22 protein-coding genes are annotated in these 25177 nt (G+C 68.8%); 14 read left to right on the forward strand and 8 right to left on the reverse strand.

Annotated elements, in window-relative coordinates; translation table 11 throughout:
* Window positions 1-16: 16 nt before the first annotated feature.
* Window positions 17-1303 (reverse strand): FHA domain-containing protein, encoded by a 1287-nt coding sequence (locus ABZS43_RS01275; protein WP_355033786.1) that lies wholly within the window; start codon window positions 1301-1303, stop codon window positions 17-19.
* Window positions 1304-1429: 126 nt separating this feature from the next.
* Here ABZS43_RS01275 and ABZS43_RS01280 point away from each other — a divergent pair, with 126 nt between their 5' ends.
* Genes ABZS43_RS01280 through ABZS43_RS01290 form a run of 3 tightly spaced genes read left to right on the forward strand, consistent with a single transcriptional unit; the run spans window position 1430 to window position 2805 of the window.
* Window positions 1430-1597 (forward strand): hypothetical protein, encoded by a 168-nt coding sequence (locus ABZS43_RS01280; protein WP_355033787.1) that lies wholly within the window; start codon window positions 1430-1432, stop codon window positions 1595-1597.
* Window positions 1598-1608: 11 nt separating this feature from the next.
* The gene (locus ABZS43_RS01285) at window positions 1609-2265 is read left to right on the forward strand and encodes a TetR/AcrR family transcriptional regulator C-terminal domain-containing protein (protein WP_355033788.1); all 657 of its coding nucleotides are present in this window, start codon (window positions 1609-1611) and stop codon (window positions 2263-2265) included.
* Between the two features lie 18 nt (window positions 2266-2283).
* Window positions 2284-2805, forward strand: a complete 522-nt coding sequence (locus tag ABZS43_RS01290; protein ID WP_355033789.1) for a GNAT family N-acetyltransferase — start codon at window positions 2284-2286, stop codon at window positions 2803-2805.
* 12 nt (window positions 2806-2817) lie between these two features.
* Here the strand turns inward: ABZS43_RS01290 and ABZS43_RS01295 are convergent, their stop codons facing one another.
* Both ABZS43_RS01295 and ABZS43_RS01300 read right to left on the reverse strand, forming a co-directional pair.
* Window positions 2818-4371, reverse strand: coding sequence for a glycerol-3-phosphate dehydrogenase/oxidase (locus tag ABZS43_RS01295; protein WP_355033790.1), 1554 nt, complete (start codon window positions 4369-4371; stop codon window positions 2818-2820).
* 58 nt (window positions 4372-4429) lie between these two features.
* The gene (locus ABZS43_RS01300; RefSeq protein ID WP_355033791.1) at window positions 4430-5044 is read right to left on the reverse strand and encodes a helix-turn-helix domain-containing protein; all 615 of its coding nucleotides are present in this window, start codon (window positions 5042-5044) and stop codon (window positions 4430-4432) included.
* A gap of 164 nt (window positions 5045-5208) precedes the next feature.
* On the opposite strand from ABZS43_RS01300, the gene ABZS43_RS01305 reads away from it, so the two are divergent.
* Together ABZS43_RS01305 and ABZS43_RS01310 are read left to right on the forward strand one after the other, a co-directional pair.
* Window positions 5209-6786, forward strand: coding sequence for an FAD-binding oxidoreductase (locus ABZS43_RS01305; RefSeq protein WP_355033969.1), 1578 nt, complete (start codon window positions 5209-5211; stop codon window positions 6784-6786).
* Complete coding sequence (locus ABZS43_RS01310; RefSeq protein ID WP_355033792.1) at window positions 6783-7745, forward strand: YegS/Rv2252/BmrU family lipid kinase; 963 nt, start codon at window positions 6783-6785, stop codon at window positions 7743-7745. Before ABZS43_RS01305 ends, ABZS43_RS01310 begins: the two co-directional genes overlap by 4 nt.
* A 51-nt stretch (window positions 7746-7796) precedes the next feature.
* Here the strand turns inward: ABZS43_RS01310 and ABZS43_RS01315 are convergent, their stop codons facing one another.
* Window positions 7797-8483, reverse strand: a complete 687-nt coding sequence (locus tag ABZS43_RS01315) for a hypothetical protein (protein ID WP_355033793.1) — start codon at window positions 8481-8483, stop codon at window positions 7797-7799.
* A gap of 560 nt (window positions 8484-9043) precedes the next feature.
* Between ABZS43_RS01315 and ABZS43_RS01320 the strand changes: the two genes are divergently transcribed.
* The 9 genes from ABZS43_RS01320 to proB all read left to right on the forward strand — a co-directional run bounded on the left by ABZS43_RS01320 (window position 9044) and on the right by proB (window position 21417).
* Window positions 9044-11725, forward strand: coding sequence for a valine--tRNA ligase (locus tag ABZS43_RS01320; protein ID WP_355033794.1), 2682 nt, complete (start codon window positions 9044-9046; stop codon window positions 11723-11725).
* An 83-nt stretch (window positions 11726-11808) separates the two neighbouring features.
* Entirely contained in the window at window positions 11809-13179 is a 1371-nt protein-coding gene (locus ABZS43_RS01325; RefSeq protein ID WP_355033970.1) for a folylpolyglutamate synthase/dihydrofolate synthase family protein, read from the forward strand.
* A gap of 105 nt (window positions 13180-13284) precedes the next feature.
* Window positions 13285-13626, forward strand: coding sequence for a DUF4233 domain-containing protein (locus ABZS43_RS01330; RefSeq protein WP_355033971.1), 342 nt, complete (start codon window positions 13285-13287; stop codon window positions 13624-13626).
* 58 nt (window positions 13627-13684) lie between these two features.
* Entirely contained in the window at window positions 13685-14101 is a 417-nt protein-coding gene (gene ndk / locus ABZS43_RS01335) for a nucleoside-diphosphate kinase (RefSeq protein ID WP_355033795.1), read from the forward strand.
* 518 nt (window positions 14102-14619) lie between these two features.
* Window positions 14620-17712, forward strand: a complete 3093-nt coding sequence (locus tag ABZS43_RS01340; protein WP_355033796.1) for a translation initiation factor IF-2 N-terminal domain-containing protein — start codon at window positions 14620-14622, stop codon at window positions 17710-17712.
* Window positions 17713-17961: 249 nt separating this feature from the next.
* Complete coding sequence (gene rplU / locus ABZS43_RS01345; RefSeq protein WP_355033797.1) at window positions 17962-18273, forward strand: 50S ribosomal protein L21; 312 nt, start codon at window positions 17962-17964, stop codon at window positions 18271-18273.
* A 21-nt stretch (window positions 18274-18294) separates the two neighbouring features.
* Entirely contained in the window at window positions 18295-18561 is a 267-nt protein-coding gene (gene rpmA / locus ABZS43_RS01350; protein ID WP_355033798.1) for a 50S ribosomal protein L27, read from the forward strand.
* 149 nt (window positions 18562-18710) lie between these two features.
* On the forward strand, window positions 18711-20165 hold the full coding sequence (obgE, locus tag ABZS43_RS01355) for a GTPase ObgE (protein ID WP_355033799.1): 1455 nt from the start codon (window positions 18711-18713) through the stop codon (window positions 20163-20165).
* 88 nt (window positions 20166-20253) lie between these two features.
* A complete protein-coding gene (gene proB / locus ABZS43_RS01360; RefSeq protein WP_355033800.1) occupies window positions 20254-21417 on the forward strand; it encodes a glutamate 5-kinase in 1164 nt (387 codons plus the stop codon).
* A gap of 125 nt (window positions 21418-21542) precedes the next feature.
* Here the strand turns inward: proB and ABZS43_RS01365 are convergent, their stop codons facing one another.
* The 4 genes from ABZS43_RS01365 to ABZS43_RS01380 form a co-directional block, all read right to left on the reverse strand.
* The gene (locus tag ABZS43_RS01365) at window positions 21543-22418 is read right to left on the reverse strand and encodes an LLM class F420-dependent oxidoreductase (RefSeq protein ID WP_355033801.1); all 876 of its coding nucleotides are present in this window, start codon (window positions 22416-22418) and stop codon (window positions 21543-21545) included.
* 82 nt (window positions 22419-22500) lie between these two features.
* The gene (locus ABZS43_RS01370; protein ID WP_355033802.1) at window positions 22501-23793 is read right to left on the reverse strand and encodes a hypothetical protein; all 1293 of its coding nucleotides are present in this window, start codon (window positions 23791-23793) and stop codon (window positions 22501-22503) included.
* 31 nt (window positions 23794-23824) lie between these two features.
* On the reverse strand, window positions 23825-24199 hold the full coding sequence (locus ABZS43_RS01375; RefSeq protein ID WP_355033803.1) for a hypothetical protein: 375 nt from the start codon (window positions 24197-24199) through the stop codon (window positions 23825-23827).
* 86 nt (window positions 24200-24285) lie between these two features.
* Window positions 24286-24996 (reverse strand): ESX secretion-associated protein EspG, encoded by a 711-nt coding sequence (locus ABZS43_RS01380; RefSeq protein ID WP_355033804.1) that lies wholly within the window; start codon window positions 24994-24996, stop codon window positions 24286-24288.
* Between the last annotated feature and the right edge of the window lie 181 nt (window positions 24997-25177).

The following is a 25177-nucleotide window of genomic DNA, read 5'->3' on the forward strand; positions in this document are numbered from 1 at the left end:
GATGGCGGCGATGGCCCTACTTCAGCAGTCGCACGCGTGGCTCATCGGCACGGTAGGTCAGGATCTTCTCGCCGATGCGAATACTCCAGCCCGGTGCGAGCTCGGTCGTCGTTGTCCCGATGCGCGTCCACGACTCGGCGCCGGGGGCCGCGATGAACGTGCCCGCCGGCGTCCCCGCGTCGCGCACGAAAACCTTGCCGCGCTCGACGGTGACGTAGGCGTGGATGCGCGAGACATGCCGGTCCCGTGGCACCGAGAGCGGCGAGGCCGCGGCGTTGCGCACCGAGTCGTCGGACATCGGGCTGCGTCCGATGACGTAGGGGCGGTCGAGGGGGTAGGCGGTGTCATCGAAGACCAGTGCGCCGACCGGGGTGGGGGTGGTGCCCGGTCGCGCGGGGCGGGTCCTGGAATCGTCAGGTGGCACCTCGTCGTGCCCGGTGACGGGGGGAGCGGTCGCGCCGGAACGCAGCGTGTGCGACCACCCGCCGGGCATGGCCTGCGTACCGATATGCTCTGGGGTGGGCGGAGCGGTCGCGACCGGGGTCGATTCGCCGACCACTTCGCTGAGCCGCCGTGGACGCACCGGCTCCGCTGTCGAATTTCCGCCGGGCCCGGGCCGTTCGGCGGAGGTGGAGGTGTGGTTCGTCTCGTTTCGTTCGACGCAGGCGCGAGCGCGGCGATCGCCACGCTGGTCGGGCTCGTCGTGCGGGTCGAAACCCGCGGGCGCGGTATGCGCCGGTTCCTCGGTACGGATTTCCTGGCCGGGTCTTCCCGTTCGGTGGTCCGGCTCGCTCGTATCGGCGCGCGCCGAGACCGGCTTGTTCGCGCGCCGCAGGCCGACCCGTAATTCGAAACCGCCGCCGGGCACCACGCCCGAGCGCAGATCGGTGCGGGGATGCACCGAGGGCAGCCCACCGGAATCGGAGCAGACGGTGATGCGGCGCACCGGCTCGCGCACTATTTCGTCAACCCAGGTGAACGCCCGTGCTCCGGAGATCCTGCGCACCCCCTCGGCCCCTTGGATTTCGGCGATCACCGGGCCGCGGAGCAGGATCACCGTACCGTCGGAGGTGGGTGCGACCACCCCGAACGGCGGTGGCTCCGAGCCGCTGCCGAATACCACGGCGGCGAGTCGCTGGGCGATAGCGGCCCCCGGATGATCGGTGTTCGCGACAGCTTCGATCGCCCCGAGAATCCGGTCGGTAGAGGCGGTTTCACCCGCGAGATAGACGAGGACCGCGCCGAAGCGAGCAATCAGACCATCGCCCGGCGCGATACCTACGGTCGAGGGACTCTTGCGCACCCGCGCCTCCTTCCCGCGCACTTATCGGCGTCCAGCATAGTGCCGGGACTCTGTGGACAGCCGGGCTCGCCGATCGGGCGACCGGAGGTTTGCGGGGAAGCGCGATGGGGCAATAAAGACTCCGACATGGATCGCGACGACACGGGCCACCCCGACATGCCGAACGTTGTTCGTATCAAACAGTGTTCGCTCGGGCGTAGGCTCGGGCCCATGGCGAAGTGGACCGACCTGATGAAGAGCCCGGATGCCATCGCGGTCATCGCGCCGCCGAACCTACGCGGGGCACCGGCGTGAGGGCCGCGCCGGTGAGCCGCAGAGCCCGTCCGTCGAAAGCTCCCCTCAGCCGTGAGGTGATCATCGAGACCGGCCTGCGCGTCCTCGACGCCGATGGCCTCGGCGCGCTCACGATGCGGCGGGTAGCGCAGGAGCTGGATACCGGCGCGGCCTCGCTTTACGTCTACGTCGCCAACCGCGACGATCTGATGGCGGCGATGCTTGATCACGTACTCGGTTCGGTCCCCGAGCCGGAGGGCGACACCTGGCGTGAGCGGCTGGTCACGCTGATCGAGTCGACCGTGGCCGTCATGGGCAGGCACGAGGGGTTGGCCGTCTTCGCGCTCGGCGCGATTCCCACCGGCGCCAACGCGTTGCGGCTCATCGACCGGATGCTCGGACTGCTCGCCGAAGCGGGGGTGGACGACCGGACCAACAGCTGGGCGGTGGATCTGCTGTATCTGCACATCACCGCCTCCGCCGCCGAACACAGCGCCTCCGCCGCCGCGCGGTCCTCGGAATCGGACACTGTGGCCGCGGCCGAGCTACGACTCGCAGAACTGCCCGCCGATCGCTATCCGATGGTCACCGCCATGCGGGCCGAGTTGCTCGCCGGTGACGGCGACAGCCGCGCTGCCTGGGCATTGCAGGTGCTGATCGACGGAATCCTTGGGACATCGGCCGGGTGAAGGGACGATACTTCCCGCATGCAGATGATTCGACCGGCCGCCGAAGCCGATCTGCCCGCTTTGCAGGAGATCGAGCGTGCCGCCGGGCAACCGTTCGCGACCATCGGGATGACAGCCGTCGCCGATGACGACCCGCCGACCCTGGAACGCCTGCGCGAATTCCTCGACGCCGGGCGAGCCTGGGTCTGGGCCGACGACGCCGACCGGCCGATCGGCTACCTCGTCCTCGGCATCATCGACGGCAACGCCCACATCGAGCAGGTCTCGGTACATCCCGACCATGCGGGAAGGCGCATCGGCAAACAGTTGATAGAATGCGCCGCGCGGTGGGCCAAGGCGCAGGGTATGCGTGCGATAACCCTCACCACCTTCACCGACGTGCCGTGGAACGGTCCGTACTACGAGCGCCTCGGCTTCCGCTACATACCGGTGACCGCCGAGGCCCCGGAGATGCGGGCCGTGCGCGCGGCCGAAGCCGAACACGGCCTGGAGCGCTGGCCCCGCACCGCGATGCGCGCCGAACTGACCAACTGGAGCTGAATCCGCGCCCGGTTACCGTGACGGCCCGTCGAAAGCGGCCTCGGCGGCGGCCCGCGCGGCGGCCCGGTCGGTGGCGATCAGGCCGATGCGGGTCCGGCGGTCGAGTAGATCATCGGCGTCGAGAGCGCCCTCGTGGGTGACACCGAAGGCGAATTCGGCCGCGCTGACATCGATTCCGGGTGCTACCGGTGCGCCGAGAGCCGGGTTGTCGGTGATCGCGGACCTGATCGCGCGCGCCTCGCTGCCGTAGCGGTCGATCAGCACCGGCGGTGCGTCGACGCGGTCGCGTGCGGCGCCGGAGACCGCGCCGACCAGGGGCAATCGCGCGGTCCGGCACGGCCGCGCGGTCAATCCCGCCGCGGTGACGGCCGCGTCGACAACATCTTCGGCCATTCGGCGGTAGGTGGTGAGTTTGCCGCCGACGATGGTGATGACGCCGATGGGTGAACGCAGCACCGCGTGTTCGCGGGAGATATCGGCGGTGCTGCCGTCGCCGGTTCGCAACAGCGGACGCAGGCCCGCGTAGCTGCCACGAATATCGGCTCGGGTCAACGGCTCTCGTAGCGCGGTATTGATGGTGTCGAGCAGGAAGTCGATCTCGGATTCGGTGGGTCGCGGCTCGTCGGGGACGGGGCCGGGCGCGTCCTCGTCGGTGAGGCCGAGATACACCCTCCCGTGCGCCGCGGGGAAGGCGAAGACGAAACGGCCGGTACTACCGGGTACGGGAACCGTGAGCGAGGCGCTGAGACCGCCGAAGGCGGCGGCGTCGAAGACCAGGTGGGTACCGCGCGAGGGGCGTAATTCGATACTCGGATCGACCTGATCGGCCCAGACGCCGGTGGCATTGACGACCGCGCGAGCCCGCACCGCCAGGGTTTCCCCGGTCCGCGTATCGCGCAGCGTGGCCGCATCACCTGTCACGTCGATCGCTTCGACGCGGGTGAGGATCGTCGCGCCATGGCCCGCGGCGGTGCGGGCCAGCGCGACCACGAGCCGGGCGTCGTCGACGAGTTGTCCATCCCAGGCCTGGAGACCGCCGCGCAGTCCGGCGCGGCGGACGGTCGGGGCCAGCCGCAGCGCTTCGGCGGCGGCGACCCGGCGCGATCTGGGCAGTGTCGCGGCCGGGGTGCCCGCGCCCCGGCGCAGCACGTCGCCCGCGAGGAAACCCGCGCGGATCAGGGCCTGCTCGGCGTATCCGAGGCCGGGCAGCAGCGGTACGAGCTGCGGTAGCGGACGCACCAGATGCGGTGCGGTGCAACAGATCAGGATGCCGCGTTCCACCGCGCTCTCGTGCGCGATGCCGATATGGCCACCCGCGAGGTAGCGCAGCCCGCCGTGTACGAGTTTGGAACTCCACCGGCTCGTCCCGAACGCGAGATCGTGTCGCTCGACCAGCACCGTCCGAAGCCCGCGCGCCGCGGCGTCGAGCGCCGTGCCCGCCCCGGTGACGCCGCCGCCGATGACGAGCAGGTCGATCTCGCCGTCGTCGCCGAGTCGCCGCAGCTCACGGGCACGCCGGTCGGCATTCAGTGCGAAATCACCATCGATCACCGAATTCGCGGTCATCGCAGGTCCTTTCCGTGCCGATCGTGCGGCGGTTGTGGTCGGTGCGGTCGCCGCGCCGTCATGGGCGGCGCGGGAGTTGCGGGCGCAGATAACCTTCGATCGCGTGCGTCAGTTCGGCATCGAGTTCGGCGCCGGGCAGGAGTGCGGCGACGGTATTGGCCGACTGGACCGCGGACTGCGTGATGAGCAACAGCATGGTGGCCAGTTGTGTGGGATCGCCCGCGCGAATCGAACCGTCGGCCTGGCCGTCGCGGATTCCCGAGGCGAACAGGTCGATGAGGGTGCGCTGATTGCGTCCGAGTCGTCCGAACACATAGGTGAGCATGAGATCGGTATCGGTACGAAAGATTTTGCCGAACAATGGATTCGATCGGATCGTCGCGGCCCCGGCGACGATGCCGCCCACCAGCCTTGCCCTGGCCGTTCCGGTGGTGGGCATGGTGGCGGTGAGGATCGAGCGCAGCTCGCGGACCAGGAGTTCGGCGACGAGCGCGCCGGTATCGGGCCAGCGCCGATAGACGGTGGGCCTGCTCACTCCGGCGCGTCGCGCGACCTCGGTGAGTGTGGTCCGGCGGACGCCGAACTCCTCGACGCAGGCGCGTGCCGCGTCGAATATCGCGAGATCGACGGCCGAGAGCGCGGTTTCGGTCTCGGCCGCATCGGGGGTTGGCATGTTCACCGCCGGATATCGGTGGCGCCCGGTGGCGCCGGAAGTGAGTGTCGGATCATTACTGCTTGACATTCTATGTCAAACTGTAACGCATGGTCGAGAACAAGCCCACCGGCGAGGAATCGGTTCCGGTGACAATCCCGGGCGCGGTGACACCGGCAGCGAGTATGGTGTGGGACGCCTGGGGAATTCAGGCCGGACATCAGCCGCTCTCGGCGCAGATCCGTGGCCTGCTCACGCAGGTTTTCGGGGTGTCCGGCGACCCGGTGGCGCGCCGCGATGAGGGCGACGTGCCGCTCCGCGAGTCGGTGCTCACACCGACGCAACGAGACGGGCTGGTCGCGGTGGTCGGTGCGGACAATGTGTCGACCGACCATCGCGACCGTCTCCTGCACGCGGGTGGAAAAAGTACCCCCGACCTGCTTCGTCGCCGCGCGGACGGGCCCCAGGACGCCCCCGACGCCGTGGTGATACCCGCCGATCACGAGCACGTGCTCGCGGTGCTGGCCTACTGTGCCGAGCACGCCATCGCGGTGGTGCCCTTCGGCGGCGGCACGAGTGTGGTCGGCGGCGTGGACCCGGTACGCGGTCGCTTCGACACCGTGATCGCGCTCGATCTGCGTCGCCTCGACGGGCTGTCCGAGATCGATCCCGTCAGCGGCACGGCGACGCTCGGCGCCGGGCTCACCGGTCCCAGGGCCGAAGAGTTGCTGGGCGCGCACGGACTCTCGCTCGGACACTTCCCGCAGAGTTTCGAATTCGCCAGTATCGGCGGCTTCGCGGCCACCCGCTCCTCGGGACAGGCGTCGGCGGGTTACGGCCGTTTCGACGATATGGTTCAGCGGCTGACCATCGCCACGCCGAGCGGCTCTCTCGTGCTCGGCCGCGCGCCCGCCTCCGCCGCTGGCCCGGATCTGCGCGAGTTATTCCTCGGCTCGGAGGGCGCCCTCGGCGTCATCACCGAGGTCACCGTGCGGGTGCATCCCACACCCGAAACCATCGACTATCAGGCCTGGTCGTTCCCGGATTTCGCGACCGGGGCCGCCGCCTTGCGCACCGTGGTGCAGGCGGGCGCCGCGCCGACCGTGCTCCGGCTCTCGGACGAGGCGGAAACAGGACTCAACCTGGCCCGCTCCGGCGATATCGGCGGCAATGCCGTATCCGGCTGCCTGGCGATCACCACCTACGAGGGTTCCGCCGCCCACGTCGCGGCGCGCCGCGCCGAGGCCGAAGCGCTGCTCAGTGCGGCGGGCGGGACCGCGCTCGGACAGGCCCCCGCGCGGCAGTGGGAACACGGCCGCTTCGCCGCCCCCTATACGCGCGACGCGCTCCTGGATGTCGCGGTGCTGTGCGAGACGCTCGAGACCGCGACCAGCTGGTCGAATCTCGCCGAACTGAAGTCGAAAGTGACTGCGGCGCTGACGGATTCGCTGAGCGCTCAGGGCACCCCGCCGCTGGTGATGTGCCATATCTCGCACACCTATCCGACCGGAGCGTCGCTGTATTTCACCATCGTCGCCAAGCAGTTGGAGGATCCGATCGCCCAGTGGCGGATCGCCAAACAGGCCGTCGGCGACGCGATCATCGCGGGCGGGGGGACCATCACCCACCACCACGCCGTCGGCACCGATCATCAACCCTGGCTGTCCGCCGAAATCGGTGAGCTGGGCGTGCGGGTGCTGCGCGCGGTGAAACAGGAATTGGACCCCGCGGGCATCCTCAACCCTGGGAAACTGATCCGATGACGCCGGAGTCGCCTCGCGCCCTGCGCCGCGCCCTCGTCGTGACCAATCGGCTCTCCGGGCTGGGCAAGGGCCACGACGCCGCGTCCGCCGCCGTCGCCAGATTCGCCGAGCGCGGCGTCGAGATCACCGAGATCCGTGCCCCTTCGGCGGCCGAATCCGTACGCCTGGTGCATGATTCGCTGAGCGGCGGTGATTCCGGCGACCGCCCCGACGCGGTGATCTGCGTCGGCGGCGACGGGCTGGTGTCGGTGATGTTGGAGGCTCTCGCCCAGACGGGGGTTCCCCTCGGTCTGATACCGAGCGGCACCGGCAACGATCTGGCCCGCGCGCTCGGCGTGCCGACCGACGATCCGGTGGCCGCGGCGGATCTGGCGCTGGCGGGGCGCACCAGGGTGGTCGACCTGGGGCGTATCGAATCCACCGGTGCACAGCCGATGTGGTTCGCCACCGTCACCGGTACCGGATTCGACGCGCGAGTCACCCTGCGCGCCAACGAGATGCGATGGCCGAAGGGGCCCTCGCGCTACAGTCTCGCCGCGCTGGCCGAACTCGCGGGCGGGCTGGCGGTGCCCTACCGGATCGAACTGTCGGGCCTCGCCCCGGGTGCGCTGGACAATCCGGCCGGTGACTGCGTCATCGAGACCGAGGCGGTGATGGTCGCGGTCGGCAACTCCAGAACCTACGGCGGCGGCATGCTGATCTGCCCGGACGCCGAGATGGACGACGGATTCCTCGATGTGACCGTGGTCGGCAAGGTGTCGCGACTCGAGATGCTCAGACTGCTTCCCGCGCTGTCGGCGGGTAAGCGGATCGACCATCCCGCCACCAAGCACTACCGGGTGGCGCAGGTCACGCTGACGGCTCCCTCCGCCCCCGCGACCGCGGATGGTGAGCCCGCGGGCATGCTGCCCGCGACCCTGCGCGCGGTGCCCGGCGCGCTCACCGTCCTGGTCCGGTGAACAGGCGGGCGCGGGCGTGGGACGGCTTCGCCACTGCCATCCTTTCGGCGACTATCCGCCGAAAGTGACGCGCCGGATGTCGTTCACGGCCGACCGGTCGACGACGACGACCGACGCCGCCCGCACCGCGCCCGGATCCATGGCCGCCACCGAATCGATCAGATGCTGCCAGCGACGCACATGCAGGCGGAAGGACACCCCGTTCACCCTCCGCCCTCGGTCCCGCTGTCCGGCCATGGCGTCCGTCGCGGGCACATCCAGCATCACCACGTGCAGTTCGCGCTCGTAGCCGACCGTCCACCGGCGGATCATGGCGCGCGCCCACCCGAAGGTCGCGCAGTCGTGAATCACCACCGGTCCGGTCGCATCGCGCAACGCCGCCTTGATCCCCGCGTAGTGCGCGACGTGCACGACCGGTCGCCACAGCGGGTACGGCAGCCAGCCGAGCTTGCGCCGCCACCGATTTCGCGCGTGATGCGAATCGAGGACGAGTAGACCTCCCGGTCCGTGCGGCGGGGTTTCGGCCTCGGCGGTCGTCCCGAAGAACAGGCGCAGCGCCGTACTCTTCCCCGCGCCGGGCACACCGGCGAAAACCAGTGCCGCGGTGATCGGGTAGCGCAATTCCTCGACCGGATCTCCCCGGAGATCGTGAAACGAATTCGGCGTGAGTATCCGTTCGGGGGCGACCGGCAACGGTTCCGGTGAATAGGCGGGCATGGCGTCCAACGGGGGGCTCATCTTTCCCAGCGTCCCCAGTCCGGTGCGATTCGGCAACAGGGAAATCCCTGAATTGTCGGCCCCGTCTCCGGCGGCGGATGGGCTCGTCGCGCCGTTTCCGTCCGTCGCGGATTCGGCAAGTCGCGCAATCGGATCCGGCGGGGATGGCGCCCTGGCGCCCGCCGGCGCGGTAACGGGCGCTGCGGAGATCGGCGAGCACCGGGATGGCACTGGTCGGGCCGCGCGTGGGGCCGACCGGTGCGCGCCCGCGTGCCGGTTCTCTCCGCGACGATTGTCGCCGAAATCGCACGACGACCCGCCGCGCCCGGCCACGGCGACGGCCCTCGACGCTGATCGCGCGGCAACGAGGACTGCCGCGAAGCGGATGACCCGGGTTGTCGACGGCATGGCGAATCGCCAGAAGCTGAGAATTACTTATGGATTCGCGGCCGACGCCGCTATCCCCGGTAAGCTTTGGGGTGTAGGCGGAGTCTTCGGTGTCCCTCATCCACCGAAGACTCCGCCTTTTCCGTCCGAGGGCCTTTTAGGAGCTCGGTCAGCACGGCAACTAGAATGCCGGGGTGACCAGCGCAGCCCCTGACAACTCGCGTAATCGTGCCGATGCCCTCCCCAAGAGCTGGAACCCCAGCGAGGTGGAGGCCGAGATGTACGAGCGCTGGGTATCCGCGGGGTACTTCGTCGCCGATGCCGCGAGTGACAAGCCCGGTTACTCCATTGTGCTGCCGCCGCCCAATGTCACCGGCAGCCTGCATATGGGCCACGCGCTCGACCACACGCTGATGGACGCCCTGTCCCGCCGCAAGCGCATGCAGGGCTACGAGGTGCTGTGGCTGCCGGGTATGGACCACGCCGGAATCGCCACCCAGACCATCGTCGAGAAGCAACTCGCGGTGGACGGGAAGACGAAGGAGGATTTCGGCCGCGAGCTGTTCGTCGACAAGGTCTGGGACTGGAAGCGCGAATCCGGCGGGCAGATCCAGTGGCAGATGCGCGCGCTCGGCGATGGCGTCGACTGGAGCCGTGACCGGTTCACCATGGACGACGGCCTCTCGCGTGCCGTGCAGACGATCTTCAAACGTCTCTACGACGCGGGCCTGATCTACCGCGCTGAGCGACTGGTCAACTGGTCGCCCGAGTTGCGCACCGCCATCTCCGATATCGAGGTGAAGTTCGAGGATATCGAGGGCGAACTCGTCTCCCTGCGCTACGGCTCGCTCGACGACGCCGAACCGCATGTGATCGTCGCCACCACCCGGGTGGAGACCATGCTCGGCGATACCGCCGTCGCGGTGCACCCGGAGGATTCCCGGTACAAGGCCCTGATCGGCACCACCATCGAACATCCGATCACCGGTCGGCAGATCCCGATCATCGCCGACGACTACGTCGATCCCGAATTCGGTACAGGCGCGGTGAAGATCACCCCGGCCCACGATCCGAACGATTTCGAGATGGGCCTTCGTCACAACCTGCCGATGCCGAGCATCATGGACGAGCGCGGCCGAATCGTCGACACCGGAACCGAATTCGACGGGATGGACCGCTTCGAGGCGAGGGTCGCGGTGCGCGAGCGGCTGGCCGAACTCGGGCGGGTGGTCGCGGAGAAGCGGCCGTACCTGCACAGTGTCGGCCATTCCGAGCGCAGCGGCGAGTCGATCGAGCCGCGACTGTCCATGCAGTGGTGGGTGAAGGTCGAATCGCTGGCCAAGGCCGCGGGCGACGCGGTGCGCAACGGCGACACGGTGATTCATCCGCCGAGCCAGGAACCGCGCTGGTTCGACTGGGTCGACAATATGCACGACTGGACCATTTCGCGGCAGCTGTGGTGGGGCCATCGCATCCCGATCTGGTACGGCCCCGAGGGCGAAGTGATGTGCGTCGGTCCGGACGAGACCGCGCCCGAGGGCTGGGTGCAGGATCCCGACGTGCTCGACACCTGGTTCTCCTCCGGGCTGTGGCCGTTCTCCACCATGGGGTGGCCGGCGAATACGGCGGAACTGGAAAAGTTCTATCCGACAAGCGTTCTCGTCACCGGCTACGACATCCTGTTCTTCTGGGTGGCCAGGATGATGATGTTCGGCATGTTCGTCTCCGAGGATTCGGCGATCACCGCGGGTAAGCAGACCGGTGCGGTGCAGGTGCCGTTCACGGATGTGTTCCTGCACGGGCTGATTCGCGATGAGCACGGCAAGAAGATGTCGAAGTCGCGCGGTAACGGCATCAATCCGCTGGACTGGATCAACTCCTACGGCGCCGACGCGTTGCGCTTCACCCTGGCCCGCGGCGCGCAGCCGGGTGGTGACCTCTCGGTCGGCGAATCGCACGCGCTGGCTTCGCGCAGCTTCGTGACCAAACTGTTCAACGCAACCAAATTCGCGCTGATGAACGGCGCGCGCCCGGGTGAGCTGCCCGATCGCGCCACCCTCACCGATGCCGACCGGTGGATTCTCGACCGCTTCGAACGGGTGCTCGTCGAGGTGGATTCGGCGTTCGACGCCTACGAATTCGGCAAGGCGTGTGAGGCGCTGTACCACTTCGCCTGGGACGAATTGTGCGACTGGTACCTGGAACTGGCGAAGGTCCAGTTCGCGGCGGGCGACGCGCGCGCCGAATCGACGAGCGTCGTGCTCGGCACCGTGCTCGACTCGGTGCTGCGACTGCTGCATCCGGTGATCCCGTTCATCACCGAATCGCTGTGGCAGGCGCTGACCGGCGGCGAATCCATCGTGATCGCGCCGTGGCCGCAGGCCTCCGGGGTGCCCGCGGACACCGTGGCGGCACAGCGCGTCGCCGACGCGCAGCAGTTGATCACCGAGGTTCGCCGGTTCCGCAGCGACCAGGGATTGGCCGACAAGCAGAAGGTGCGCGCCCGGTTGACCGGTCTGGACGTGGCGGGGCTCACCGATCTGCGCGAGGCCGTGACCACGCTGGCGCGTCTCACCGAATTGGAGGACGGCCAGGAGGCCACCGCCTCGGTCGAGGTGCGGCTCAGCACGACCACCGTCGCGGTCGGGCTGAATACCGAGGGCTCCATCGATCTCGAGGCCGAGCGCCGCCGCCTGGAGAAGGATCTCGCCGCCGCCGAGAAGGAGTTCGCGGTCGCCGCGGCCAAACTCGGAAACGAGGCATTCCTGGCCAAGGCCCCCGAACCGGTGGTCGAGAAGATCAGGTCCCGTCGCGACATCGCCTCCGCCGAGGTGACGCGGATCGGGGCGAGGCTCGCGGAACTGGCAGCCAAGTGAACGACGAGCCGGAGCGCCAGTACCGCGACGAGAACGGGGCCACCCGGCTCGGCGCCGGGCCGTCTCCGGTGGATCTCGCCGAGATGGCGCTGGTCGAGGCCGAACTCGACCGGCGCTGGCCGGAGACGAAGATCGAGCCGTCGCTGACCAGGATCGCGGCCCTGATGGATCTGCTCGGTTCACCGCAGCAGAACTACCCGTCGATCCACGTCGCCGGCACCAATGGCAAGACCTCGGTGACCAGGATGATCGACGCCTTGCTCACCGCATTGCACCGGCGCACCGGCCGCGTCACCAGCCCGCATCTGCAACTGGCGACCGAGCGGATCAGTATCGATAACCGCCCGATCAGCCCGGCCGCGTACGTGGAGGTCTATCGCGAACTCCAGCCCTATATCGAGCTGATCGATAGGCAGTCCGCCGACGCGGGCGGTCCGGCCATGAGCAAATTCGAGGTGTTGACCGGGATGGCCTTCGCCGCGTTCGCGGAGGCTCCGGTCGACGTCGCGGTGGTGGAGACCGGGATGGGCGGCACCTGGGACGCGACCAATGTGGTCGACGGCCAGGTCGCGGTGATCACGCCGATCGGGTTGGACCACACCGATTACCTCGGTGACGACCTCGCGACCATCGCGGGGGAGAAGGCCGGGATCATCAAACGCGCGCCGGAGAGCCTGATTCCGCGCGACACCGTCGCGGTGATCGCCCAGCAGGAGCCCGAGGCGATGGAGGTGCTGCTGCGGCGCGCCGTCGAGGTCGACGCGGCGGTAGCCCGCGAGGGCGCGGAGTTCCGTGTCCTCGCCCGCCAGGTCGCGGTCGGCGGTCAGCAACTCGAATTGCAGGGGCTCGGCGGGGTCTACGACGAGATCTTCCTGCCGCTGCACGGCGAACACCAGGCCCGCAACGCCGCGCTCGCGCTGGCCGCGGTCGAGGCGTTCTTCGGCGCGGGCGCGGAGCGTCAGCTCGATATCGAGGCGGTGCGCGCCGGTTTCGCGAGCGTGGCGAGTCCGGGCCGGATGGAACGGATGCGCAGCGCGCCCACCATCTTCATCGACGCCGCGCACAATCCGGCGGGCGCCCGTGCGCTGGCCGCCACGCTGACCGCGGAATTCGATTTCCGCAAATTGGTCGGCGTGGTCGGCGTACTCGCGGACAAGGACGCGGCGGGCATTCTGGACGCACTGGAACCGGTCTTCGACGAGATCGTCGTCACCGATAACGGCTCCCCGCGTGCCATGGATGTCGACAGCCTGGCGAATCTGGCGGTCCAGCGCTTCGGCGACGAACGCGTGGTGACCGCGGAAACCCTGCCCGACGCGGTGGAGACCGCGATCGCCATCGCCGAGGAGGTCGGAGAGGCGGGCGAGATGGTCTCCGGCGCGGGCGTGGTGGTGACCGGATCGGTCGTCACCGCGGGCGCCGCCCGTGCCCTGTTCGGAAAGAACCCGGAGTGATTCCACGCCGCGGCGGAAAGGAACCCGAACGTGAGTGAGCAGCCCGAAGGCGAGCAGGCGGCGGCGCCACCGGCCACCGACCCGTGGAAGGGACTGCGCGGCGTGATGGCGGGAACCCTGGTTCTCGAGGCCATCGTCGTGCTGCTCGCGCTACCGGTGGTCGCCGATGTCGGGGGCGGCGTGACCTGGGCCTCCGGCGGCTACTTGGTGGCGTTGGCCCTGGTGATGTTCCTCGGCGCGGGTCTGCAGCGCAGGCCGTGGGCGCTGGCGTTCGATCTGGGGTTGCAGGTGCTGCTCATCGCGGGCGCGGTCATCCACGTGTCCATCGGTGTCATCGGCATCGTGTTCGCCGTCGTCTGGGGTTTCATCCTGGTGTTGCGCCACGATGTGCAGCGGCGGATGGACGCCGGATTGCTGCCGAGTCAGCGCGTCCGTCGACCGCGGTAGCGGACCGTCGACGGCGCTGGTTCGGTACCCGGCGCGGGCGGCGGCTAGGCTGTGCGCCGTGACTGAGCAGACGTTGGTACTCATCAAGCCGGACGGCGTGGCCCGTGGCCTGGTCGGCGAGGTGCTGGCCCGGATCGAGCGCAAGGGCCTGAAGATCGCGGCTCTCGAGCTGAAGCAGGTATCCCAGGAGCTGGCCGAAGAGCATTACGCCGAGCATGCCGAGAAGCCGTTCTTCGGTTCCTTGATCGAGTTCATCACCTCCGGTCCGGTCGTCGCGGCCGTCCTCGAAGGTCCCCGCGCCATCGCCGCCTTCCGTCAGCTCGCCGGTGGCACCGATCCGGTCGAGAAGGCCGCCCCCGGCAGCGTCCGCGGCGATTTCGGCCTCGAGACCCAGTACAACCTGGTTCACGGCTCCGATTCCCCCGAATCCGCCAAGCGCGAGATCAGCCTCTGGTTCCCGCAGTTTCCGGTCTGATCCGCCACCGGCACCACCGCCCCGGCCGCCGGTGAACGCACCGGAGCCGGCCGGGGATCACCGCACTTCCACCGCGCCGCAGAACCGAGTGCGGGCGGTGTTATCCCGGGTGTAGTCGTGCGCCGATGGCGAGTCGTCGGCGCACGATGTGGGATACTGGAGGTGGTTACCAACGGTTCCGACTGTTCGCGCAGGTACGCGGACTATCGGTGACCGAGGTAACCGGATGACACCGCGGTTCGATGCCGATCATCGCTGCTACGGATATCCACGCCTGCTCTCGGGGCGAGGCTGTTCGCGTCGGCACGCTGGATGAACGCTCGGCCCGCGGAGTTCAGCCAAAGCCAGGCGCCGCGTGACCAGTCAGCCCGACAGACGAGAAATATGGTGTTGACCGGGCACGCGGGGCGAGACCACAGGACCTTGCGCCGCCGGCGCGAGGTGAACGGACAGCGCCCCCGCGTCGGCCGCGTCACTCCGTACCGGGAGGGACGCGCCCGGGGGCCCGAGGAGACTTCGTGGCCGATCAAGAGCCGCTGGAAACAACATCACAGGATGCCGATCAATTGCCGGAGCGAATCCGAGTTCACGCGCTTGCCAAGCGGCTGGGAGTGACGAGCAAGAGAATCCTGGCCAAGCTCACCGAGTTGGGTGCCGACGCGCGTAGTGCGCAGTCGAACGTGGATCGAGCCGTCGCGGAATCAGTCCGCGACGCCCTCGAATCTCCGGAGACCGAGGCGCTCGCTCCCGACACCGCCGAGGTGGCGGAGACCGAGGCACCGGAGGCGGCTCCGGCCGCCGCGCCGGGACTCATGTTCTCCCGACCCGATCCGGTGCACGCGGGCCAGGCCGAGACCGAGCAGCAGACACCGGCCCACCAGCCGTCGGTGCAACTGTTCACCCATGCCGTCACCGAGGAGCCGCACGTCACGGCGCCCCCGGTCTTCGAATCCCCCGCGGTGGCCATGCCGCTGTTCCTGCCGCCGGACGCTTCGGCGGTCGAGCAAGTGCGCAAGCAGCGCAGGGCAGCGCGGGATGCCCGCAAGACCGAAGAGCCGCCGGTCGAGGTCGAGGACGAGGCGGAGACCGCCGAGGACGAGGCCGACAACGCCGACCAATCCGGTGACGCCGACGGTCAGCCGCGCCGCAGGCGTCGCGGTCGTCGCGGCCGTGGCCGTGGCCGTGGTGAACAGAACGCCGACGGCGATGGTGACGAGGATCACGCCGATGTCGACACCGAGGACGACGAGGTAGCCGCCGAGCACCCCGACGCCGCCGAGCGGGGGGCCGACGAAGCCGACTCGGACGAGGACGAGGACGTGCCGGAGGGTTCGAGCCGTCGTCGCCGTCGTCGCCGCCGCCGCAAGGTCGGTGGTGACGGCGCGGACACCGAGCCGGTATCCGAGGACGATCCCCCGAATACCGTCGTGCACGAGCGCGAACCGCGGAACAAGAGCCGTGGCCGCGCCGTCGTCTCCGACGAAGTGCAGGGCATCACCGGATCCACCCGGCTCGAGGCCAAGCGCCAGCGCCGCCGCGACGGTCGTGAGGCCGGTCGTCGTCGCCCGCCGATTCTGACCGAGTCGGAATTCCTCGCCCGCCGCGAAGCCGTGGATCGGGTGATGGTGGTGCGCGAGAAGGCGTTCCCGGATCATCCGACCGCCACGCAGGTCGCGGTGCTCGAGGACAACATCCTGGTCGAGCATTTCGTCACCAGCACCGGTTCGGCGTCGATGGCGGGCAATGTCTACCTCGGCAAGGTGCAGAACGTGCTGCCGAGCATGGAGGCGGCGTTCGTCGATATCGGCCGCGGGCGCAACGGCGTCCTCTACGCCGGTGAGGTCAACTGGGAGGCCGCGGGTCTCGGCGGCAAGGAACGCAAGATCGAGCAGGCGCTCAAGCCGGGCGATCAGGTACTCGTCCAGGTCTCCAAGGATCCGGTCGGCCACAAGGGCGCGCGCCTCACCACCCAGATCAGCCTCGCCGGGCGTTTCCTCGTGTACGTGCCGGGCGGGACGTCCACCGGTATCAGCCGCAAGCTGCCCGATACCGAGCGCAAACGTCTCAAGGAGATCCTGCGCGATATCGTCCCCGCCGACGCGGGCGTGATCATCCGGACCGCGTCCGAGGGCGTCGCCGAGGCCGAACTGGCCCGCGACGTTGAGCGTTTGCAGGCCACGTGGCGCACCATCGAGGAGCAGGCCGCCAAGGAGAGCGGTGCGCCCAAGACCCTGTACGAGGAGCCCGATCTCCTGGTCAAGGTCATCAGGGATCTGTTCAACGAGGATTTCTCCAAGCTGGTCATCGAGGGTGATCGCGCGTGGAGCACGGTCGAGAAGTACATCGGCACCGTCGCGCCGGATCTGCTCGCCCGCGTCGCCCGGCACGAAGGCGTGAACCTCGATGTCTTCGAGACCTACCGGATCGATGAGCAACTGGCCAAGGCGCTCGATCGCAAGGTGTGGCTGCCCTCGGGCGGCACCCTGGTGATCGACCGCACCGAGGCGATGACGGTCATCGACGTCAACACCGGCAAATTCACGGGTTCCGGCGGCAGCAATCTGGAGGAGACGGTCACCAGGAACAACCTGGAGGCGGCCGAGGAGATCGTGCGCCAGATGCGGCTGCGCGATATCGGCGGCATGATCGTCGTCGACTTCATCGATATGGTGCTGGAATCCAACCGGGATCTGGTGCTGCGCCGCCTCACCGAGGCGCTCGGGCGCGACCGGACCCGTCATCAGGTCTCCGAGGTGACCTCGCTCGGCCTGGTCCAGATGACCCGTAAGAAACTGGGCACCGGACTGGTCGAAGCCTTCTCCACCACCTGCGAGCACTGCCACGGCCGTGGCATCCTCGTGCACGCCTACCCGGTGGAGCCGTCGCCGTCCGACGACGGCGCCGGGCGTAAGGAAACGGGTTCCCGCAGGCGTCGGGGCCGGGACAAGAGCGCCCAAGCGCTCGCCGCCGCCCCCGCCGTCAATGGAACCGAAGCCGTTGTCGAGGAGGACGCGGCCGTGAAGCGGGCGCATCCGGTCGCCCTGGCGATGGCGGCACACCACGGCGACGACGAGACGGATGAGTCGGCCGAGTCTTCGGCCGAGGTGGCCGAGACCGTCGCGTCACCGGCGGAGATCGTCGAAGCGGTCGACGCGGCGGCCGAGGTCGCCCAGGTCGAGGAGCCCGAAGTCATCGCGGTCGTCGAGACGTCGGCCGAGACCGAGGACGCCACGGTGGCCGAAGTCGCCGCGAACGCGCTGAACAAGGGCGCGGACGCCGTCGTCATCGAGCAATCGGCATCCACCGAGACCGCCGACGCGGAGGCTCGCGCGGAGACCACCCGTGCGGAGACCACCCGTGCGGAGACCAACGGTGCGGAACCCAACGGTGCGCACGAACCGGCGGCGCGGCCGTCGCGTCGTCGCCGGGTCGCCCGGTCGGCCGCGGCGCCCGCCGCCGACAGCAGCGGTGCGGTATTCGTGGTGTCGGGCAGTGAACAACCCGCGGCCCCTGTCATCGATTTCGCCGAGACCGTTCCCGAGGAACTGGTGGCGCGCAAGCCGCGTCGCCGGGCCGTCGGACGGCCCGCTGGACCGCCCGTCGACGACTAGGGCGACCGTTGGTGATCGCCCGGTTCGACGCGGGGCTTTCGGGTGCCGCGGTGTTCACATCGCGGTTGCCTGACAGTTGCCGAAGGTCGAATTGGGTTGTGGACCAGGGGTCTGGTAACCTTTGACGGTCGCTGCCTGACGATGGGCGTTACGTCACGCCCCCTGTGCAGCAACCAGCCAAGACACGGTCACGTCGCCCCCTGCGACGTGACTAAGCACGAGTGGACATCGAGTGGAGGAAGCCGACCGATGGCAACGTACGCAATCGTCAAGACCGGCGGAAAGCAGTACAAGGTCGCGGTCGGTGACCTGGTGAAGGTCGAGAAGATCGAGGGTGCGCCCGGTTCGTCCGTGGCGCTGTCCCCGGTTCTCGTCGTGAACGGCGCGGAGCTGACTACGGATGCGGCCGATCTGGCCAAGGTCTCCGTGGCGGCCGAGGTCGTCGAGCAGACCAAGGGCCCGAAGATCCGCATCCACAAGTTCAAGAACAAGACCGGCTACCACAAGCGCCAGGGTCACCGTCAGCCGCTGACGGTCATCAAGGTCACCGGCATCAAGTAAGACATCCGAGGAGAAACAGCTATGGCACATAAGAAGGGCGCGTCCAGCTCGCGGAACGGTCGCGATTCCAACGCCCAGCGACTCGGCGTCAAGCGCTTCGGCGGCCAGGCCGTCCAGGCGGGCGAGATCCTGGTTCGCCAGCGCGGCACCCACTTCCACCCCGGCGTCAACGTCGGCCGTGGCGGTGACGACACCCTGTTCGCCCTCGCGGCGGGCGCGGTGGCGTTCGGCACCAAGCGTGGACGCAAGACCGTCAACATCGTCGTCCCGGAGCCGGTTCAGGCCTGACCGCCTAACCACTTCGACAGCGTAGAGCGGGTCAGGGTCGCAGAACCCTGGCCCGCTTTCGCGTTTTCAGCCACGGGGCGTTTCGCCCCGCGTATTCGATCGACCCTGCCTCGCGCAGCGCCAAGCCAAGAAGGAGGATGATTCGGCGTATGTCCAAATTCATCGACCGTGTCGTGCTTCACGTGCGCGCGGGTAAGGGCGGCCACGGCTGCGCGTCGGTGCTCAGGGAGAAGTTCAAACCGCTGGGCGGACCCAACGGCGGCAACGGCGGCAACGGCGGGGATGTGATCCTCGAGGTCGACCCGAATGTGCACACGCTGCTGGACTTCCACTTCCATCCGCACGCCAAGGCGGGTAACGGCAAACCGGGCGAGGGCAGCAACCGTGACGGCAAACAGGGCGAACCCCTGCTGCTGAAGGTCCCCGACGGCACCGTCGTCGTGGACAAGAACGGCGAGATCGTCGCCGATCTGGTCGGCGCGGGTAACCAGTACATCGCCGCGCGTGGCGGACGCGGCGGCCTCGGCAATGCCGCGCTGGCCTCGAAGGCGCGCAAGGCGCCCGGCTTCGCGCTGCTCGGTGAGGACGGCGACGAACGCGAACTCGTCCTCGAACTGAAGTCGGTCGCCGACGTCGGCCTCGTCGGTTTCCCTTCCGCGGGTAAATCCTCGCTGGTCTCGGTGCTGTCGGCCGCCAAACCGAAGATCGCGGACTATCCCTTCACCACCCTCGTGCCCAATCTCGGCGTCGTGGCCAGCGGTGACACCACCTTCACCGTCGCCGACGTCCCCGGTCTGATTCCGGGCGCCAGCGAAGGCCGCGGTCTCGGGCTCGATTTCCTGCGCCACCTCGAGCGCTGCGCGGTACTCGCCCACGTGGTCGACTGCGCGACGCTGGATCCCGGCCGGGATCCGGTGTCGGATGTGGACGCGTTGGAAGCCGAACTCGCCGCCTACAAACCCGCGCTGAGCGCCGATGCCGGACTGGGCGATCTGGCCGATCGGCCGCGCGTTGTCATTCTCAACAAGACCGATGTGCCGGATGCGGCGGAGCTGGCCGAGATGGTCACCCCCGAATTCACCGCGCGCGGCTGGCCGGTATTCGAGATCTCGGCGGTGAGCCGCGCGGGCCTTCGGCCCCTGACCTTCGCCCTCGCCGAGATGGTTCACCAGTACCGCGAGGACAATCCGAAGGCGGCGCCCAAGCGTCCGGTCATCCGCCCGATCGCGGTGGACGAGACCGGTTTCAGCGTGATCGCCGATCCGCAGGAGCCCGGCGGCTTCATCGTGCGCGGCACCAGGCCCGAGCGCTGGGTGCGTCAGACCCAGTTCGACAACGACGAGGCCGTCGGCTTCCTCGCCGACCGGCTGGCTCGGCTCGGTGTCGAGGACGAACTGGTCAAACAGGGCGCCGAACCCGGAGCTCCGGTCACCATCGGCGATGTCACCTTCGAATGGGAGCCGCAGATTTCCGCGGGCATCGATATGGTGCCCACCGGGCGCGGTACCGATATTCGTCTGGAACAGAGCGATCGGGTCAGCGCGGCCGAGCGCAAACACGCGTCGCGGGTGCGTCGCGGCCTGGTGAAAGAGGACGAGGAATAGCCGTACCGGCAGCGGCGTTCCGCGAACCCCCTCCGGCGGGGTTCGGTGTCTCGACGGCGGATTCGGTTGGGGTGCAGGGAGTTCGGTAATGACACAGGTGAATTCGGAATCGGTGGAACCCGGTTCGACCGACACGAGTGCGGCGCGCCATGCGATCGCGACGGCGCGCAGTGTCGTGGTGAAAATCGGCTCGTCGGCATTGACCAGCATGAAAGGCGGACTCGATACCTCTCGGCTGGATCGGCTCGCCGACGCGGTCGAGGCGCGTATGCGCGCCGGGTCCGATGTGGTGGTGGTGTCCTCGGGTGCGATCGGCGCGGGGATCGCGCCGCTCGGATTGTCCGCTCGTCCACGGGATCTGGCGACAAAACAGGCCGCGGCCAGTGTCGGGCAGCTGGCCCTCGCGCACGCATGGGGCACCTCGTTCGCGCGGTACAGCCGCACGGTGGGCCAGGTGCTGTTGAGTGCCGACGACTTCTCCCGTCGTGAGCATCATCGCAACGCTCAGCGCACCCTGGACCGCTTGCGTTCGCTCGGCGCGATCGCGGTGGTCAACGAAAACGACACGGTCGCAACCGAAGAGATCCGCTTCGGCGACAACGATCGGCTCGCGGCCCTGGTGGCGCATCTGGTCGGCGCCGATGCCCTGGTGCTGCTCTCCGACGTCGACGGTCTCTACGACGGCGATCCGCGCAAGGGCGCGGCCACCTTCATTCCCGAGGTGCGCGGTAGCGCCGATCTGGACGGTGTGATCGCGGGCAGCGGCGGCGCACTCGGCACCGGCGGTATGGCCTCCAAACTGTCCGCCGCCCGCCTCGCGGCCGACGCCGGAGTTCCTGTGCTGCTGGCCGCTGCCGCCGACGCCGCCGACGCACTCGCCTCGGGATCGGTCGGCACCGCCTTCGCCGCGCGCCCGGTTCGCCTGTCCGCCAGGAAGTTCTGGGTCAGGCACGCCGCCGACAGTCGCGGCGCCGTGCTCATCGACGAGGGCGCCGTGCACGCGGTGGCCCACCGCCGCCACTCGCTGCTCGCCGCGGGCATCGTCGGGGTGCGCGGCCGTTTCTACGGCGGTGACGTGGTCGACCTGATCTCGCCCGATGACCGAGTCGTCGCCCGCGGCGTCGTCGAATACGACAGTACCGAGCTGTCCGGCATGTTCGGCCGTTCCACCGCCGAACTCCCGGAAACCATGCGACGTCCGGTGATCCACGCCGACGACCTGGTCAGCGTGGACGCGAGTTCGCGGCGGTAGGCGAGTACACCGGTCCGGTGCTGGTAGCGCATACCGGCCGGGTCATCGCACCGGTCGACGCCACCTGGATCGTCACCGCCGGGCGCACGGAATCGGCATAGCCGCGCGGGCCCGGCTCGCCCGATTCAGCCGAGTTCGGCCAGCTGGGCGACGACGGGGGCCATGGCGTCGATCCAGGCGGCGGGGGCTCCGGTGGTGGGGTTGATGATGACGGCGTCGATGCCGAGTTTCGCGTAATCGGCCATGGAGCGGACGAATTCGTCGCGGGTGTCGGGCGTCGGACGCGGGTTGTTGGCGAGAATGGTTTTGCGGATGTCGGCGTAGTCGCGGCCGACGTCGTCGCAGTGGCGGCGCAGAACGTCGAGTTTGTGCTCGACCTCCGCGGGGGAGGCGCCGAACAGGTTGCACGCGTCGCCGTACTGCGCGACCAGACGCAAGGTCTTGCGTTCCCCGCTGCCGCCGATGAGCACCGTGGGACGGCGGATCGGCTGGGGTGAGCACAGTGTTTCGGCCAGTTGGTAGTACGTGCCGTCGAACGGTCCGTTGTTCTGCGGGTCCCACATCTGCCCGCAGATGCGCAGAGCTTCCTCCAGCCGCTCGAATCGTTCGGAGAGCGGCGGGAACGGTACGCCGAGCCCGCGATGTTCGCGTTCGAACCACGCGGCCCCGATACCGAGGGCGGCTCGCCCGCCGGACAGCACGTCGAGTGTCGTGACAGTTTTCGCGAGCAGGCCGGGGTGCCGGTAGGTCACCCCGGTGACGAGCAGGCCGAGTTCGATCGTGGTGGTGTGCGCGGCGAGGAAGCCGAGCGCGGTGTAGCCCTCGAGCATGTTCGCCTCCGCGGGAAGCCCGGTCGGCGCGATCTGGAAGAAGTGGTCCATGAACGACAGCCAGGTCGCTCCCGCCGCCTCCGCCGCGACCCCGACCCTGGCCAGTTCACCGGCGATAGCGGTGGTGCCGCCGTCGATGTCGAAGATGGGTATGTGAATGCCGAGTTCCATCGAGTGAGCTCCTTCTATCGACAACCCTGAACCATCACGCTAAGGGTTGGAGTGCACTCCAGGTCAAGTCCGTGCGCGGGATCTAGCCGCCGGGATTCGCCGGCGGCACCACACCCGGTTGATTGCTCGTCGATTCGGCCGGGGGCGTCTGGCCTTGATTGTCCGGAATCGGACCGGTGACCCCCGGCTGACCACCGGGATCGGGCAGGGGCGCGGCACCCTCGGGTGCGGGTGCGGGTGCGGGTGCGTGCGGTGCGGGCGTCTGCTGTGCCGGAGGCGGGGGCGGCGCTTCTTCCCGGGTAGGCGGAGGCGGCGCTTCCTGGGAGGTAGGCGGCGGTACTTCCTGAGTGGTACGCGGTACTTCCTGGGTGGAGGGAGGGGGTGTTTCCTGGGTGGTGGGTGGCGGAGCGGGCGCTTCCGACGTGGTAGGCGGAGGGGCTTGCTGAGTCGGGGGCGCGGGTGATGCCTCCGGCGTCGGTATCGGCGTCTCCCGTGGAGTCGGCCGCGGCGCTTCCGATGTCGGCGGGGCCTCTGAAGTCGGTGGGGCCTCCGATGTCGGTGGAGCTTCGGTGGACGGTGCTGGAGCCGTCGTAGGCGGCGGCGAGGGCTCGGTCGGTGCGGGCGTGGTCTCCGATTGCGGACCGGACGGCTCGGGTGAGGGTCGCACCGGCGCGGTTTCGGGCGCTCCGGCTTCGGGGCCGGACGACTCCGGCGCGGAACCGTCGGGCGGCGGCGACTCGTCCCACGGAACCTGCTGCGGGGGAACGTCATCCGGGTCGACAGGCGACCGCGGCGGGTCGGCCCGGTAGTGCGGTTGCGACGGGTCCGCCTTGCCGGGCAGCTGCGGCGGGGCGGGCAGGGCGGGCACACCGGTGCCCGCGGTGCTGTAGGCGGGCTTGTAGATCATGTTCATCGCCATCACGGCCTCTTGCCGCAGCGCCTCCTGCGCCGCCTGCGCATCGATGACATGCGCCGCTTCCAGCAGCCGGGCGATGGCCCCGACCGGTCCGCTGCCGCCTGGTGGCACCACCGCCAGCTTCACCGCCTCCGCCGCCGCGGCCACCGCGCCGAGGCGAGCCCCGACCTGGCCCATGACGGCGCAGAGTTCGTCGACGGACGCGGCGAAGCTCCTGGTGCTCGCGTAGGCGGCCTCGGCCGCCGCGCCCTCCCACGCCATCGCGTTCATCACCCGGTCGGCGCTGCCTCGGGTGAGCGGGAAGGAGGTGGCGAGCGTGCCCGCCGCCTCCAGCCAGGTGCCGGAGGCGCGCAGAATCGCCGCGGCGTCGATCTTGCGGGTTTCGGCGTAGATCTCCTCGTGCGGCATCGACTCGAAATGTTCCATCGAGTTGATGTAGGTGGGGTCGTTCCCGCTCATCGCCGCTCCTCCCGCGTGATCGTCCGCGCGTTCATCGCGGCACCCGTGTTTCGATCGCCCGCAAGGCGGCGGCATTCGCGGCATCGGCCTCGTCGTAGAGGCCCGCGCTGATGAGGAAGGCCTCTTTCATGCGGTAAGCGGCCTCGATGTAGTGGTCGAGCAGTGCGGCGGCGTCGCGGGCCTTGTGCCCGAATCCGGCCTGTAGCTGCTGGGCGGAGACGAATCCGCCGAAACCCTGCGTATCGGCGACCGATTCCAGGCGCTGCTGTAGATGGATGAGCCGGTCGGCCTGGTGCTCGTACATCTCGGCACAGCGCCGCGCGGCGTCCGGATCGAAGGTGACGGTGCCCGCCTGCGCGTTCTGCTTGAACCGCGCGATATCGGCACGGCTTGTCTCGATCGTCATGCGCACACCCCCGGGGATCGGTCGGTCCGCCTCAGACTAACCGGAAGGTGTGCGCGGGGTCAGCAATAGTGGTGCTCGCGTGGAGTTCAGCGGGCTTGTGCGGGAATGCGTTTCTGCAATTGGGCGCCGATCTGCTCCGGCGAGGCGGGCACGATATGCACCATATCGCCCGCTTTTATCAGGTATCGCCCGTCACCGGCCACATCGATCCAGGTGTAGTGGATCGGTGGGGCCGGCTCGGGCCGGTCGAGCCGGGGTTCGATACGGATATGGCCTTCGGCGGTATGCGGTTTCAGCAGTAATCTGCGGATGGGTGTGACCGAGGGGTGCGGTGTGACGGCCTCGCTGTCGCGCACGGCCGCCGTGGCCGCGGTGCGCGCGGGTTGCCTGCCCGCGGGAGCCTTCGGCAGCAGCGCGGCGACGCGCGCGCCGAGTTTGTTGCTGTGGCCGATCGAGATGCGTACGGCGCCACCGAAATCCGGCCGGACACCGGGCTCCTGCACGGCGAGTACGGCCCGGTCGAAGACCACGCAGGCCAGCAGCCGGATCTCGCTGCCGGGTGTGTGCGCGCCGCCGATGGCGACGATCCTGGTCTGGGGGACGGCGAGAATGCGCAGGCACGCGGTCAGATCCGGGTCGCCGCCGCGGGGTAGTCGTTCGGCGAGCCGGATACGCAGTTTCTCGGCCGCGTCTTCGGTGCGCGGCGTCTCCAGAACACGTAACGGGTACGGATGCCGGTCCACTTCGGTTTCGCGCCAGACATGGGCGAACTCGTCCGGAGTGAACGTCCAGCCCACGTCAGATCACATCCTCACTACGCCCGCCCACCGAGCCGGAACGAGCATATCGGGTCTCGCCGAGTGCTCGGCGAGAGTTGTGAAGCGGCACACCCCAGAATCGCGGGCTAACGCCATGGCGGATTATCGGATATATACCAACAACCCCCGGTTCTCGTTCGACCCCACCCGGTCGCGACGA

It is taken from the genome of Nocardia sp. NPDC005366 (assembly GCF_040606855.1).
GTDB lineage: Bacteria > Actinomycetota > Actinomycetes > Mycobacteriales > Mycobacteriaceae > Nocardia.

What these genes read in the sequence shown, in the direction of transcription:
- ABZS43_RS01280 (WP_355033787.1), top strand. Translation starts at nt 1,430, where the DNA reads ATGGATCGCGACGACACGGGCCACCCCGACATGCCGAACGTTGTTCGT.
- ABZS43_RS01290 (WP_355033789.1), top strand. Translation starts at nt 2,284, where the DNA reads ATGCAGATGATTCGACCGGCCGCCGAAGCCGATCTGCCCGCTTTGCAG.
- ABZS43_RS01295 (WP_355033790.1), bottom strand. Translation starts at nt 4,371, where the DNA reads ATGACCGCGAATTCGGTGATCGATGGTGATTTCGCACTGAATGCCGAC.
- ABZS43_RS01300 (WP_355033791.1), bottom strand. Translation starts at nt 5,044, where the DNA reads ATGCCAACCCCCGATGCGGCCGAGACCGAAACCGCGCTCTCGGCCGTC.
- ABZS43_RS01305 (WP_355033969.1), top strand. Translation starts at nt 5,209, where the DNA reads ATGGTGTGGGACGCCTGGGGAATTCAGGCCGGACATCAGCCGCTCTCG.
- ABZS43_RS01310 (WP_355033792.1), top strand. Translation starts at nt 6,783, where the DNA reads ATGACGCCGGAGTCGCCTCGCGCCCTGCGCCGCGCCCTCGTCGTGACC.
- ABZS43_RS01315 (WP_355033793.1), bottom strand. Translation starts at nt 8,483, where the DNA reads ATGAGCCCCCCGTTGGACGCCATGCCCGCCTATTCACCGGAACCGTTG.
- ABZS43_RS01325 (WP_355033970.1), top strand. Translation starts at nt 11,809, where the DNA reads ATGGCGCTGGTCGAGGCCGAACTCGACCGGCGCTGGCCGGAGACGAAG.
- ABZS43_RS01330 (WP_355033971.1), top strand. Translation starts at nt 13,285, where the DNA reads ATGGCGGGAACCCTGGTTCTCGAGGCCATCGTCGTGCTGCTCGCGCTA.
- rplU (WP_355033797.1), top strand. Translation starts at nt 17,962, where the DNA reads ATGGCAACGTACGCAATCGTCAAGACCGGCGGAAAGCAGTACAAGGTC.
- rpmA (WP_355033798.1), top strand. Translation starts at nt 18,295, where the DNA reads ATGGCACATAAGAAGGGCGCGTCCAGCTCGCGGAACGGTCGCGATTCC.
- obgE (WP_355033799.1), top strand. Translation starts at nt 18,711, where the DNA reads ATGTCCAAATTCATCGACCGTGTCGTGCTTCACGTGCGCGCGGGTAAG.
- proB (WP_355033800.1), top strand. Translation starts at nt 20,254, where the DNA reads ATGACACAGGTGAATTCGGAATCGGTGGAACCCGGTTCGACCGACACG.
- ABZS43_RS01365 (WP_355033801.1), bottom strand. Translation starts at nt 22,418, where the DNA reads ATGGAACTCGGCATTCACATACCCATCTTCGACATCGACGGCGGCACC.
- ABZS43_RS01370 (WP_355033802.1), bottom strand. Translation starts at nt 23,793, where the DNA reads ATGAGCGGGAACGACCCCACCTACATCAACTCGATGGAACATTTCGAG.
- ABZS43_RS01375 (WP_355033803.1), bottom strand. Translation starts at nt 24,199, where the DNA reads ATGACGATCGAGACAAGCCGTGCCGATATCGCGCGGTTCAAGCAGAAC.